At 62.0% G+C, this 13688-nt stretch carries 9 protein-coding genes and 3 tRNA genes; 4 read left to right on the plus strand and 8 right to left on the minus strand.

What is annotated here, in order from left to right:
* Positions 1–47: 47 nt before the first annotated feature.
* Positions 48–2393, plus strand: a complete 2346-nt coding sequence (locus P9255_RS23015) for a RelA/SpoT family protein (protein ID WP_404980450.1) — start codon at positions 48–50, stop codon at positions 2391–2393.
* A 69-nt stretch (positions 2394–2462) separates the two neighbouring features.
* Positions 2463–2954 carry a phage protein NinX family protein gene (locus tag P9255_RS23020; RefSeq protein ID WP_309763052.1) on the plus strand — a complete coding sequence of 164 codons (492 nt, stop codon included), beginning with the start codon at positions 2463–2465 and terminating at the stop codon, positions 2952–2954.
* 410 nt (positions 2955–3364) lie between these two features.
* Here the strand turns inward: P9255_RS23020 and P9255_RS23025 are convergent.
* Both P9255_RS23025 and P9255_RS23030 read right to left on the minus strand, forming a co-directional pair.
* Positions 3365–3441, minus strand: a tRNA-Arg gene (locus tag P9255_RS23025).
* An 86-nt stretch (positions 3442–3527) separates the two neighbouring features.
* Positions 3528–3604: transfer RNA gene (locus P9255_RS23030), tRNA-Arg, on the minus strand.
* A 190-nt stretch (positions 3605–3794) separates the two neighbouring features.
* On the opposite strand from P9255_RS23030, the gene greB reads away from it, so the two are divergent.
* Positions 3795–4346, plus strand: a complete 552-nt coding sequence (greB, locus tag P9255_RS23035; RefSeq protein WP_309763051.1) for a transcription elongation factor GreB — start codon at positions 3795–3797, stop codon at positions 4344–4346.
* A gap of 76 nt (positions 4347–4422) precedes the next feature.
* On the opposite strand, the gene P9255_RS23040 is transcribed toward greB, so the two are convergent.
* Positions 4423–5577: a porin gene (locus P9255_RS23040; RefSeq protein WP_309763050.1), complete on the minus strand. Its 1155-nt coding sequence runs from the start codon at positions 5575–5577 to the stop codon at positions 4423–4425.
* Positions 5578–6887: 1310 nt separating this feature from the next.
* Here P9255_RS23040 and P9255_RS23045 point away from each other — a divergent pair.
* Positions 6888–8033, plus strand: a complete 1146-nt coding sequence (locus P9255_RS23045; RefSeq protein ID WP_309790792.1) for an exonuclease domain-containing protein — start codon at positions 6888–6890, stop codon at positions 8031–8033.
* A gap of 31 nt (positions 8034–8064) precedes the next feature.
* Here the strand turns inward: P9255_RS23045 and P9255_RS23050 are convergent, their stop codons facing one another.
* From P9255_RS23050 to pepN, 5 genes are all read right to left on the minus strand, one after another.
* Entirely contained in the window at positions 8065–8667 is a 603-nt protein-coding gene (locus P9255_RS23050) for a chorismate mutase (protein WP_309763049.1), read from the minus strand.
* Between the two features lie 210 nt (positions 8668–8877).
* Complete coding sequence (locus tag P9255_RS23055; RefSeq protein WP_309763048.1) at positions 8878–9027, minus strand: hypothetical protein; 150 nt, start codon at positions 9025–9027, stop codon at positions 8878–8880.
* A gap of 550 nt (positions 9028–9577) precedes the next feature.
* Positions 9578–9653 (minus strand) — tRNA-Thr (locus tag P9255_RS23060).
* A gap of 53 nt (positions 9654–9706) precedes the next feature.
* The gene (locus P9255_RS23065) at positions 9707–10726 is read right to left on the minus strand and encodes a class 1 fructose-bisphosphatase (protein WP_309763047.1); all 1020 of its coding nucleotides are present in this window, start codon (positions 10724–10726) and stop codon (positions 9707–9709) included.
* Between the two features lie 151 nt (positions 10727–10877).
* On the minus strand, positions 10878–13601 hold the full coding sequence (pepN, locus tag P9255_RS23070) for an aminopeptidase N (protein WP_309763046.1): 2724 nt from the start codon (positions 13599–13601) through the stop codon (positions 10878–10880).
* Positions 13602–13688: the final 87 nt, after the last annotated feature.

Raw genomic sequence — 13688 nt, forward strand, 5'->3', positions numbered from 1 at the left:
TCTCCGCGTCAGTGGACCCCGAGATCGAGACCCAGACCGATCCCGAGATCGATCAGGACGCGCTTCTCGACGCCGACAAGCCGCACGCCGCGCGCAAGTACATCGATGCGGTCCTCGAACAGTCGTTTCGCCACCTGTTCGGCCCGACCGCGACGCCCGAGCAGCCGCGCAAGCACGATGTCGTTTCCATCGCGAACCTGACGAACGCGCTCGCGAGCTATATCTCGGCCGACGAGATCAAGGAAGTCAAGGCGGCGTTCCATTTCAGCGACGAAGCGCATCTCGGGCAGTATCGCCAGAGCGGCGAGCCGTACATCACGCATCCGGTGGCGGTCGCCGAAATCTGCGCGGGCTGGAAGCTGGATGCACAATCGATCATGGCGGCGCTCCTGCACGACGTGATCGAAGACCAGGGCGTGACCAAGACCGAAATCGCGGAGCGCTTCGGCGCGAAAGTCGCGGAACTGGTCGACGGCTTGTCGAAGCTCGACAAGATGGAGTTCCGCAATCGCGAGGAAGCGCAGGCGGAAAACTTCCGCAAGATGTTGCTCGCGATGGCGCGCGACGTCCGCGTGATTCTCGTCAAGCTCGCGGACCGGCTGCACAACATGCGCACCCTCGGTGCGGTGCCGCCGGAAAAGCGGCGGCGCGTGGCGCGCGAAACGCTGGACATCTACGCGCCGATTGCACATCGGCTCGGTCTCAACAATACCTATCGCGAACTGCAGGACCTGAGCTTCGCGAACTTCAATCCGAACCGCTACGCCACGCTCGAAAAAGCGGTGAAGGCGGCGCGCGGCAACCGGCGCGAAGTGGTCGGCAAGATTCTCGAAGCGGTGCAGCGCACCATCGCGGATGCAAAGATTTGCGCGGAAGTCACCGGCCGCGAAAAGACCATCTACAGCATCTACAAGAAGATGCGCGACAAGCAGTTGTCGTTCTCGCAGGTGCTGGACGTCTACGGCTTTCGCGTCGTCGTCGAAAGCGCGCTGGAGTGCTACACATGCATCGGCGCGTTGCATGCGCTCTACAAGCCCGTGCCGGGCAAGTTCAAGGATTACATCGCGATTCCGAAGGTCAACGGCTATCAGTCGTTGCACACGACGCTCGTCGGGCCGTTCGGCGCGCCCATCGAGTTTCAGATTCGCACCCGCAAGATGCATGAAATCGCCGAAGCGGGCGTCGCGGCGCACTGGCTTTACAAAAACGGCGGCGCGGATCTCAACGATGTGCAGAAGCGCGCGCATCAGTGGTTGAAGTCGCTGCTCGACATTCAGAGCGAAGCCGGCGATTCGAGCGAATTCCTCGAACACGTCAAGATCGATCTGTTCCCGGACGCGGTCTACGTTTTCACGCCGAAGTCGAAGATCATGCCGCTGCCGCGCGGCGCGACCGCGCTCGACTTCGCGTATTCGATCCACAGCGACCTGGGCAACCAGTGCGTCGCGGTGAAGATCAACAACGAGCTTCTGCCGCTGCGCACGGAGCTGAAGAGCGGCGATATCGTCGAAGTGATCACCGCGCCGTATTCGAAGCCGAATCCGGCGTGGCTCGGTTTCGTACGCACCGGAAAGGCGCGCTCGGCCATTCGTCACTATCTCAAGACGATGCGCCTGAACGAGTCGGTGCAACTTGGCGAGCGGCTCGTCGATCAAAGTCTGAAGGGCTATGGCCTCGCGCTCTCCGAAGTCACGCCGGAAGTGTGGGAAAAGCTCGTGCAGTGGACCGGCAACAAGACTCGCCAGGAAATTTTCGCGGACATCGGTCTCGGCCGGCGCGTCGCGGCGGTGATGGCGAAGCGCATCGAAGTCTTGATGAACGGCATCGCCGATGATGACGAGCATCCGCATCGCGAGCATCACCATACGAACACCGCGCCGCCGGTGGTGATCACGGGCACGGAAGGCATGTCGGTGCAGTTGTCGCCGTGCTGCCGTCCGATTCCCGGCGACAACATCATGGGCTATATCGGCATCGGGCTCGGCATGGCGATTCACACGACCGAATGCCGCGTCGCCCAACGCATTCATCGGCGCGATCCGGGCCGCTGGATCGACGTCGCGTGGGCGCCGCAGCCGGGCCGCCTGTTCGATGTCGCCGTCAAGGTGCTCGTCAGGAACACCAAGGGCGTGTTTGCTCGCGTCGCGGCGGACATCACGTCGGCGGACGCGAACATCGTCCATATCGCGATGGACGAAGACGTCTCGCAGGAAGCGAAGCTGCTGCGTTTCGTGATCCAGGTGAGCGACCGCGTGCACCTCGCCAACGTGATGCGCCGCGTGCGCACCAACCACGACGTGATGCGCATCGCGCGGGAGCGTCCGAGCGACGAGCCGCATCATCGCAATCAGGACGGCGGCATGCGTGTCGACCGCGAACGCGCCGACTACTGAGCGGCGCGGGAACGCGGCGTGCATGCCTTTTGTCATTGTCATTCGACTGAAAGCATGGGAAGCGCCGCAATGAATACATCCGATCTCGAAGGCGCCACGCTCGACTACTGGGTCGCGCGAGGGCTGCATGACTTCATCCGAGAAATCTACTTCACCGATAGTGGGGAGACGCTTTCCATTCGCGGCAATGATCGCGGGAAGGCATGGGACGGGCGGTTCTTGCCGTCGACTTCCTGGGAGGCGGCTTCTGTCGTCCTCGAGCGCGCCTGCCGGCTCGAGATGAGCGATCACGGGCGGGGCGAAGTGCAATGTACCGTGACCTTCGGTGCGGATGGGCAGCCGGTGGAGGGGCGGGGACCGTCGTTGCGCATCGCGCTGCTGCGGGCGTTCGTGCGGCACGCTTTCGGTGAGTCCGTCGAGGATGTTTATCTACGGCATCCCCAGACGTTGCTTGGAACTCAGGCCGAATCTATTGGTGAGCAAAGTGCTGTCAGTACGACGGGGGATGTCCCCGTGCCTGAAGGGCGGATCGGCGATGTCAGGTCGGCGCCGCGGCCTTGAGTTTTTTCTTGTGCCTTGCGGCGCGGCCCCGCGGCGCTTGCTTCGTGTCGGTTTATTAGGCTGCGCCTCGCCGAGGCGGGGCCGATTTTCTTCGCTGTCGGCCAGAGTTGGCGCTTTGGCGCCTTACGCTGGTCCCATGCAAAGAAAGGAGCTTTCACACCGCCCGCAGCATGCCCGGCGCGATCGCACTTGCCCTAGCAGCGGCAATCGCTTAAGTGTCGGCCGCATAGGCAGTACGGGTTAGGTGCGATTAGCCACTGTGGCACCGCGCACTCCACTTAGTGGTGAGCGGCTCATTCATCCGGCACAGCGCTTGGCGCTGCCGTGGAGTGCTCTGCCGTTGGGTGCCTCACTCGATTTGCGCCGCGCCAAACGAAAAGGGCCTTCCGTATGGAAGGCCCTTCGAAAAATGGCGCGGCTGGCAGGATTCGAACCCACGACCCCTTGGTTCGTAGCCAAGTACTCTATCCAACTGAGCTACAGCCGCACGCAAAACGGTACTGCTATGTTACTTCGACGCGCTTGTGGTTAAGCGCTCGATGCCTTCGTTCCAAACGAAAACACCGGAATGAGTGGCGCGGCTGGCAGGATTCGAACCCACGACCCCTTGGTTCGTAGCCAAGTACTCTATCCAACTGAGCTACAGCCGCACGCAGAAGCGGAATTATAGCGAAGCCTTTTTCAAAAAGGAAGAGTTTTCGACCGAAAGATCGACGCATCGTTTGCATTCGACCGCTGCCGCCACCATCGCGCAGTCAGGTCCGATCGCGCTTCGCCCCTTGGGGCGTGGTAAGTTGATGGTCTGAACCCATCCGCAGAATACTGAAACTGGTTGGTACGATGAACAAGGCATTTGTCAAAGAATCGGACGAGAGCGACGACGACCTCGAACTGAACCAGCCCGATGTCCCGGCCGGCGCCAAGAACTACATCACGCCGGCAGGGCATGAGAGGCTGCGCAGCGAGTTGCTGCAGCTCCTCGATACCGAACGTCCCGAAGTCGTCAGGCTCGTGTCCTGGGCGGCGTCCAACGGCGATCGTTCGGAGAATGGCGATTACATCTACGGCAAGCGCCGTCTGCGTGAAATCGACCGCCGCATCCGCTTCCTGACCAAGCGCCTCGACCTCGCGGAAGTCGTGGATGCGCGCAAGCAGGAAAACGTCGACCAGGTGTTCTTTGGCGCGACGGTCGACTACGCGGGCGACGACGGAATCGTGCATACGGTGACGATCGTCGGTATCGACGAGGTCGATCTCGATCGCGGCCACGTCAGCTGGATCTCGCCGGTCGCGCGTGCGCTGCTCAAGGCCAGGATCGGCGATACGGTGCCGCTGCACACGCCCGCAGGCGTTCAGCAGATCGATATTCTCGACGTGCGTTATCCGCGCTGAAACCGAACCGGAAACGCAGAACGAAAAAAAGCCGCTCCGAAGAGCGGCTTTTTCACAACTGTGCTGCGGATACGGCTTAGAAGCGGTGACGAACGCCAACCGTTGCCGAAACCTGGTTCGACGACGACGACATACCGACGCCGTTGATCGTCGCGCCCAGATCCGAGCCGTCCAGGCCGGTCACGTGCTGGTACTCGCCCTGCAGGTACACGTCGGTACGCTTCGACAGCGCGTACGCCGTTTGCAGGTCGACCTGATGCCACTTCGGGGCGATACCGTCGATGCGGCTGTTCGTGTACGTGTAGTTCGCAGCGAGCGACAAAGCCGGCGTCAGGTTGTAACGGCCGTTGACTTCGTAGTTCGTGAAGCGAACGTGGCCGTTCGACAGGTTGAAGGGCGAGCCCGTCTGCGTGCCGACCGCGCTGATTTGCGTAGCGTTGTCCAGCATCGTCTGCGTGAACACGAAACCGACCGTCGCCGGACCGAACGCGTAGTTGATGCCGCCGCCGAACACGCGCTGACGGCCTGCGACGAACGGAGCGTCGCCAGCAACTGCGCCGCCTGCTTGCAGCGGATTGTTGCCGTTGTTCAGCTGCATGTACGCACCGGCGATGTTCAACGGACCGTAGTTGTACGACACGCCTGCGCTGTATTCACGGTTGTTCGAGAAACCGCCGGCTGCGTTCGAGAAGCCATACTGTGCGCCGAACTTGAAGCCAGCGTAGTTAGCGCTCGTGTACTTGACCGAGTTGTTGACGCGGAACGTGTTGTCCAGGTTGTCGTTGTCGAACGGGTGGGCGAACTGCGTGCCGCCGTATTGCGTACCCGTCAGCGCCAGAGGCCCGAGGAAGTCGACCACGGAGTCATACTGACGGCCAAGCGTGATCGCGCCGAACTGGTTGCTCGACAGACCGACGAAAGCCTGACGGCCGAACTCACGACCGCCCTGGCCGTTCGTGCCGTTCATGATGTTGAAGCCGTTCTCCAACGTGAAGATCGCCTTCAGACCGCCACCCAGGTCTTCAGAACCACGCAGGCCCCAACGGCTGCCGTTGACCGAGCCGCTCGTCGCCTTCCAGTTGCTATGGCCAGGGCCGCCGACCGTCGTCACGTTGTTGTTCGTGTAGGTGATGCCCGCATCGATCAGGCCGTACAGCGTGACGCTGCTTTGCGCGTGGGCAGCGGTAGCGAAAACGCCCGACAGGGCAGCGACCATGAGAGTCTTTTTCATCTTTGTAACTCCGAGAGCAGTTTGGGCCTAAGGGTCCCAGGCTTTGAGGAAACCTCCGTGCGGCGCGCTGCGAGAGGCGCGGCCACCGGAGCAATGCGTCCGAAGGTGCGACACATTTGTTTCCGGACCAGACGAAGTGTAAAGACGGCGTTACAAAGCGGATGTTCCAGAATCCGCAATAAATCATTCTGCAATCAGCAATGATCGCCCGACGGCGTTTTCTCCTTTATACACAAGGGTTTATAAGCGAATAAAGTCGTAAGGGCGTGGGTGTCAACAAGACAGCGTTGCGCAAGTGCTACATGAAACCGGGGCATTCGCAATGGGAAAATGCCGAAGTGATGATTGTTGATGGTAATGAAACAGACGTTTGTGCGTTCCGACTGTAATTCATGCGTGGCGTATGGCTATACTGCCGTTTCTGCTTTCCGAAGCAGACTTTTTCGTTGACGGAAAAGATCTCCAAACTTTGTCAGCGCGACTTCCCGGTCGCGCTTTTTTTTCGCGGTCGCGCCGGCATGGGCCGGGAGGGCTCTAGGCCATGTTCCGTGGGCCTGTGCGGAGCGCCGGGTAGCCGTGTGAAAACGCTCGCCCGATAGTCCGCTACAGAATGTCCGTTGGCTCCGCCATGGCAGTAAGTTTTGCTGACGAACTCGATCGTGCCTTTCCGGTTCGAATTAACGCTGCTTATAAAATGAGTTGACGAGTGGGTCATAAATACACACAGCAATTGCGCGAATAAAGGCGGAGCGATGTAGTGGATTCATTCAGAATCCGTGTCCTGTGCATTTTCATAGCTATGAATCCGGTCGGCATTAACGGATTAATACGGCTGGAAACTAAATAATCGCGTGGAGGTTAAAAGAGTCCATGCGGAAAGCGCACAAAAAGTTTAGCGTGTTCAAGAGAGCCGCCGCCTTGGATCGCCCGGCAGGCTGGGCGCTCCGTCCGACGGGGCCGGCCGCCGGGCGGGTTTGTCGTCACTTTCCGTCGGACTGCACTACCACAACCAAAATACGGGTGGTGATAAATCGTCCGCAACGTAGGCGGCTGCGACAACCGGGTTATCCTCAATTGCTGATTATCTTCTGTGCTGTCGAATGGATAACGAATGCGCGAAGCCGAGGTCTCGCAGACCGTAAATCAGTGAAACTACTAACCAATGCGCAAATCGATATTAGCAAAAGTACAATTTGCCGATGTCAATGCGTTTTCCCACACTCCATCGCTGCGGGAAAACGCCGTACGTTAGAATGCACGATCCGATCGTCATCGCGATCTTCGATCCGCCTCAACCCAGCCGTCCCACGATGCTTCCCGACTCATTGCCCCAATCCGCACTGCCCGCCGAACCGATCGTTTTCGTCGATCTCGAAACCACGGGCGGCACGCTGGGCGTCGACCGCATCACGGAAATCGGCATTGTCGAGGCGGGGCCGCAAGGCGTGTCGCAATGGACATCGCTCGTCAATCCCGGCAGGCCGATTCCCGCGTTCATCCGCCAGCTCACCGGCATCGACGATTCGATGGTCCGCGACGCGCCCACCTTCGAGCAACTCGCCTCCGGCCTGATGGAGCGGATGAGCGGACGGCTCTTCATCGCGCACAACGCGCACTTCGACCACGGATTCCTGAAGGGCGAGTTCAGGCGTATCGGCATGCGTTTCTCGCCGGATGTGCTCTGTACCGTTCAGCTTTCGCGTGCGATCTATCCGCGAGAGACCCGCCATGGCCTCGATGCGCTCGTCGAACGTCATGCGCTGTTGCCTTCGGCGCGGCATCGGGCGCTCGCAGACGCCGATCTGCTATGGCAGTTCTGGCAGCATCTTCATGGCGCGCATCCGCAAGACGTGCTGCGCGCGCATGTCGAGCGCGTCACGCGACGGTTCCAGCTCGCGGCGCATATCGACGAAGACACGATCGAGCGTATCCCGGCGGGCTGCGGCGTCTATATGTTCTATGGCGACGATGACCTGCCGCTCTACGTCGGCCGCAGCGTGCGGCTGCGTCAGCGCGTGCGCTCCCATCTGACGGGGCCGCGGCGATCCGCGAAGGACATGCGCCTCGCCGCGCTCGTACGGCGTGTCGAATGGAAGGCGACGGGCGGTGAAATCGGCGCGATGCTTGCCGAAGCGCAGATGATTGCAACGCTGCGTCCGTCGCTGAATCGCGTTTCGAAGTCGCGCACCGGCGATGCGCGCGGCGCGCCGTGGCTGCATGCGGGCGCGATCGCGATCGAGGAGCGCGACGCGTTAACGGGCGCGCGCGCGTGGCATGTCGTCGACAAATGGCAGTATCTCGGGACGGCCGGCACGTTGACCGAAGCGCGGGCGTTATGCGTGGCCGCCACGCCGCAGGCATTCGACCTGGCAACCTACCGGATTCTTGCCGAGCGCCTTTCGCGGGGACTCGCCGTCACACCGCTCGCGCTCGATGCGCTCGTCAACGTAACGTAGCGTAGCGTCGCGCAATCCGACGCCGGTCGGTTCAACCAACCGCGCCCACACCGCCGGTCGCACACACATGTGACAACGCGCGCGAAAGCGGCGCGTTCATCGACGACTCATAGCGCGTCAGATGCTTCCAGCGCGCGACGCTGTCGGCGAGGCGAAGCGGGCAGTCGTCGGCATGACGAATCGGCTCGATGCGCGCCAGTGCGCTCAGCAGCGACCGCGTGAGCTGATCCAGTTTCGGCCGCGTATCACGGGCGAGATCGGGCGGCGTGCCTTCCGGCGCGGCCCGCACCGCGCGCCAGCTGGCGAAGAGGGCGTTTTGCACGTCCTTGCTGGCGTCGATCTGATCGCGGAAGAACTGTTGCGCGAATTCGGGGTCCACTTGCGCGGCGAGTGCCCGCTGTTCGACCTGTTTCAATAACGCCGCCTCACGCGGTTCGTCGGTAATCGGCTCGTGCTTCGCCCATTTCCAGCGCGCGACCGGTTCGGCCAAAGCCAGCCGTTGCGAAACCAGTGCGATGAGATTCGTGAACGCGGTGTCGTCGCCGTCGGCGTGCGCGGGCGTGACGAAGGCGAGGAAGAGCGCCGAAGCGGCGGTTATCGCGTGAAGGGAACGAAGAAGGGAAGGTCGGCGCATCGGTGATGGGCGGAAGCTGGCGAAACCGCCAGCATAGCGCAGCGACTTCAGCCGGCGAAACGGACGCGCGCCGGCCAGCGACGATCGACGATATTCGAGGGCGCGCGACGCCCGCCGGCGTCGAGCCGTATGCGGACTTCGGAGTCCGGGTGCGCCACGCGCAAGGGCGTCAGGATCACGTCGACGACAGGGCGATGAGATTCGCCGCCGTTATTTCGACGACGCCATCTTGCGCTGTTCGTCGAAGAACGCGCGCACGTGCTCCGGCAACTCGGTCGCGAGAAACTCGACCGCCACCGGCTCCGGGTCCGGCGAATACACTTTATCGGGCGTCGGGATCTTCGTCGGTTTCGCGTCCATGGTTCTCTCCTCGGGTGACGTCAACTGTTGCGTTGCTGCGGATGCGACCGTTCGCGTGAATCGCATCCTTACTAATCCAATACCACTTCCTTGTGTTTATGCGTTATCGGAATCGTCGCTGCCTGACTTGAGCGGCGCGTCGGACCCGGCATGATCTTTCGTGAGTCCTTCGGTAATTTGCGCGCGATGCCCTGCTTCGCATTCCGGTCGCACGACCCCGCCCGCCAAGGCGCGTGGCGTCTGTCCTTGCCGACGACGCCTGCCGCACGCTTCCAACTCTAGCCTTTCCTCTATAGGTATAACGATACCGGGAAACCATCGTTGACGACTCATGCTGCGGAGCGGAAAATGGGTCGCTCCTGTATGAAACCGCACATAACGCGCGAATTAGCCGGCGCGGTCAAGGCACGCCAAAACGGAACAGCGCGACAGCGAGATCCGCTGTGTGCGCCGAGCCAGGGAGTCGGATGAGTCGCGCCGAACCGCGAACGCAAAGCAAAAACCCGCGTCACTTGCGTGAACGCGGGTTTTTGTTTGATGCTGAATCTTGTGGTGCCGGAAAGAGGAATCGAACCCCCGACCTTCGCATTACGAATGCGCTGCTCTACCGTCTGAGCTATTCCGGCATCAGAGAAACAAGATTATAGCGAGCACCTTCTCGTTTTGGCAATAGCCTGAATCAAATTTTCTTTTCGAGATGGTAGCCGGTCACGCGCTCGACTTCGTTCTTCGAGCCGAGGAAGACCGGCACGCGCTGATGCAGGCTCGTCGGAACGATATCGAGGATGCGTTGCTCGCCATTCGTCGCCGCGCCGCCAGCCTGTTCGACGATGAACGCCATCGGGTTTGCCTCGTACATCAGACGCAGCTTGCCGGGCTTCGATGGATCGCGACGATCGGCGGGGTACATGAAGATGCCGCCGCGAGTCAGGATGCGATGCACGTCCGCGACCATCGATGCGATCCAGCGCATGTTGAAGTCCGCGCCGCGCGGGCCGTCCTTGCCCTCGTTCAACTCGCCAATGTAGCGCTGCACCGGCTCGTACCAGTGGCGGCTGTTCGACGCGTTGATCGCGTATTCGCGTGTTTCGGCCGGCACCTGCATATCGCGCTGCGTCAGCACCCACGAGCCCAGTTCGCGGTCGAGCGTGAAGCAGTTCACGCCGTTGCCGGTGGTCAGCACGAGCACCGTCTGCGGACCGTAGACCGCATAGCCGGCGGCCACCTGCGCCGAGCCCGGCTGCATGAACGCAGCTTCGGTCGGCTCCGCGCCGTCGGGGCAGCGCAACACGGAGAAGATCGTGCCGATGGATACGTTGACATCGATATTCGACGAGCCATCGAGCGGATCGAAGGTCAGCAGGTAATTGCCCTTCGGATAGCGGTTCGGGATCGGGAAGATCTTTTCCATCTCTTCCGACGCCATGGCGGCCAGGTTCCCGCCCCATTCGTTGGCTTCGAGCAGAATCTCGTTCGAGAGCACGTCCAGCTTCTTCTGCACTTCGCCCTGGACGTTTTCGCTGCCCGCCGAGCCGAGCGCGTCGCCGAGCGCGCCCTTGCTGACCTGGTAGCCGATCTGCTTGCAAGCGCGCGCGACGACTTCGATCAACAGACGCAGGTCGGCCGGCAGGTTTTGATGTTCACGCTGCTGCTCGATCAGATACTTGGTCAGCGTGGTACGGCTGGAGATGGAGGACATGCGGAGCTCCGTGAGCGTTTAGACGAATGTTCACGATTGTAACCGCTCGATTCGGTCATTCCTTATGACAGCGCCCGCCGATGCCCGCCATAAGCGAGAACGGCCGTCGCGCGAATGCTCGCGCGGCGGCCGTTCAGGCTGCTAGCAACGCTCAGGACGCCAGTGCTTTCTCCACGACTTCCCGTACGTCGCGTGACTTCACCTTCGACGCCACTTCGGTCAACGCCGCATGCATCTTCTCGCGAAGCTGCGGCGTGAAGCGTCGCCACATTTCGAGTCCGCGCGCGAGACGCGCGGCGACTTGCGGATTGAGCGCATCGAGCGCGATCACCTGTTCGGCCCAGAACGCGTAGCCGGAACCGTCGACGGCATGGAACTGGGCGGGATTGCCGCTGCAGAAGCTGAAAATGAGCGAGCGCGCGCGATTCGGATTCTTGATGTTGAACGCCGGATGCTGCATCAGCTCGCGCACGATATCGATCACCTTGCGATCCGCCCCGCCGCGCTGCGTCGCCTGCAGCGCGAACCACTTGTCGATGACGAGCGGCTCCTTCTCGAAGCGGCGATAGAAGTCTTCGAGCGCGGCATCGGCGACCGTCGCGCTCGCGCCTGCCGTCGCGCTCGCCAGCAGCAGCGCGGAAAGCGCCGCCGAGCGATCGGTCATGTTGTTGGCGTCGTCGTACTGTTTCTGCGCGAGCTTACCGCCGTCACGCGGATCGTCCAGCTGGCTCAGATAGGCGAGGGCCAGATTCTTCAGGCCGCGCTTGCCGGCGTCTTCGGGCGTCGGCCGATATTCGCCCGGCGTCCGGTTCGCCTCGTAGAGCGCGAGCCACTTGTCGCGCAGGCGCGACGCCAGTTGCCGGCTCATGAACACGCGCGCCGCATGCACAGCGGCCGGGTCGGACACGCTCATCTGCTCGGCCAGATAGCTCTCCGACGGCAGCATCAGCGCGAGCTCGCGGAATGCGGGCGTGAGCGTCGTGTCGTCGAGCACGCGGGCGAACGCGGCGATGGTTTCATCGTCGAGAGATAGCGTCTCACCCTTCGCCGCGCGTCCCGCCAGCGCGAGCAACTCGCGCGTCGCGAGCCGCTGACCGGCTTCCCAGCGGTTGAACGGATCGCTGTCGTGCGCGAGCAGGAACGCGAGCTGTTCATTGGTGTAATCGAAATCGACGATGACCGGCGCCGAGAAATTGCGCAGCAGCGACGGCAGCGGCGGCTCGTTCACATCGACGAACGTGAACGACTGTTCGCGCTCCGTGAGTTCGAGCACGCGAGTGGTGCCGCCCGGCTGCGGCTCGCCGTCGAGCCGCAGCGGCAGATCCGCGCCGTTCGCCCCGATGAGACCGACCGAGAACGGAATCAGCAGCGGTCCCTTCTGGGTCGCCCGCGCCGCCTCCGACGTCTCGCCGTAACCTTGCGCAAGCGTCAGCGTGTAGCGCTTCGCGGCGGCGTCGTACGATGCGCGCACCGTCACGCGCGGCGTGCCGGCCTGGCTGTACCAGCGCTCGTACTGCGCGAGGTCGCGCTTGTTGGCGTCGGCCATCGCGCGGCGGAAATCGTCGCAGGTCACGGCCTGGCCGTCGTGGCGCTGAAAGTAGAGGTCCATGCCGCGCCGAAAGCCGTCGCGGCCGAAAAGCGTCTGGTACATCCGCACGACTTCCGAGCCTTTCTCGTAGACGGTCATCGTGTAGAAGTTGTTGATCTCGACATAGCTTTCCGGGCGCACCGGGTGGGCCATCGGGCCGGCGTCCTCGGCGAACTGCATCTGCCGCAGCACGCGCACGTCTTCGATGCGCTTGGTCGCGCGGGCGGCCGCGCTCGCCGCGCCTTCGACATCGCCGGCGGCCATGTCGGCGGAGAATTCCTGGTCGCGGAACACCGTCAGCCCTTCCTTCAGGCTCAACTGGAACCAGTCGCGGCAGGTCACGCGGTTGCCCGTCCAGTTATGGAAATACTCGTGGCCGACCACGGCCTCGATGTTCGAAAAGTCGATGTCGGTCGCCGTCTCCGGATTCGCCAGCACGTACTTCGTATTGAAGATGTTGAGGCCCTTGTTCTCCATCGCGCCCATGTTGAAGTCGCTCACCGCCACGATCATGAAGCGGTCCAGATCCAGTTCAAGCCCGAAGCGCTTTTCGTCCCAGCGGATGGAGTGGATGAGCGAATCCATCGCGTGACGCGTCTTGTCGAGATCCTGCGGTTCGACCCAGACCTGCAGCAGCTTCTCCTTGCCCGAACTCGATTCGATGCGCTCTTCGAGGCAGACGAGCTTGCCCGCGACGAGTGCGAACAGATAGCTCGGCTTCTTGAACGGGTCTTCCCATTTGGCGAAGTGACGGCCATCGGGCAGATCGCCTTCTTCGAGCAGATTGCCGTTCGACAGCAGCACCGGATACGCCGACTTGTCGGCGCGCAGCGTGACGGTGTAGGTGGCCATCACGTCCGGGCGGTCGAGAAAATAAGTGATGCGCCGGAATCCTTCCGCCTCGCATTGCGTGAAGAAGTTGCCGCTCGACACATATAGCCCGGACAGCGTCGTGTTCTCGGCCGGATTGCAGATGCTTTCGATGACGAGTTCGAACGCGTCGCCGGGAATATCGCCGATCGACAGTCCGTGGTCGGTCACGTGGGCGTCGGCGTGCGGCTGGCCATCGATCGATGCGCTCACGAATTCGAGCTGCTCGCCCATCAGTTCCAGACGGGGCGCTTCGCCCGCGGCGTCCGGATTGCGGCGCAGGCGCATGGTGTTCTTCACGACCGTGCGCGACGGCACGAGATCGAACTCGAGCGCGACCGAATCGATAAGAAACGCGGGCGGCGTGTAGTCCTCGCGGCGGATAACAGCGGATGCGGTCGGTGCGGTGTTGGACATGGCAGGATCGTGTAGGTGGAATGGCGGCGCGGTCGCACAGCGGTACGGCACGAATGCGGGCGCGGCGGGTCGAACCATTGTACAAAA

Origin of the sequence: Caballeronia sp. LZ019, assembly GCF_031450825.1 — a bacterium.
Taxonomy (GTDB): Bacteria; Pseudomonadota; Gammaproteobacteria; order Burkholderiales; family Burkholderiaceae; genus Caballeronia.

Coding starts and splice junctions, on each gene's coding strand:
- P9255_RS23040 (WP_309763050.1), bottom strand. CDS start 5,577: ATGAAAAAGACTCTCATGGTCGCTGCCCTGTCGGGCGTTTTCGCTACC.
- P9255_RS23050 (WP_309763049.1), bottom strand. CDS start 8,667: ATGCGCCGACCTTCCCTTCTTCGTTCCCTTCACGCGATAACCGCCGCT.
- P9255_RS23055 (WP_309763048.1), bottom strand. CDS start 9,027: ATGGACGCGAAACCGACGAAGATCCCGACGCCCGATAAAGTGTATTCG.
- P9255_RS23065 (WP_309763047.1), bottom strand. CDS start 10,726: ATGTCCTCCATCTCCAGCCGTACCACGCTGACCAAGTATCTGATCGAG.
- P9255_RS23045 (WP_309790792.1), top strand. CDS start 6,888: ATGCTTCCCGACTCATTGCCCCAATCCGCACTGCCCGCCGAACCGATC.
- greB (WP_309763051.1), top strand. CDS start 3,795: ATGAACAAGGCATTTGTCAAAGAATCGGACGAGAGCGACGACGACCTC.
- pepN (WP_309763046.1), bottom strand. CDS start 13,601: ATGTCCAACACCGCACCGACCGCATCCGCTGTTATCCGCCGCGAGGAC.
- P9255_RS23020 (WP_309763052.1), top strand. CDS start 2,463: ATGAATACATCCGATCTCGAAGGCGCCACGCTCGACTACTGGGTCGCG.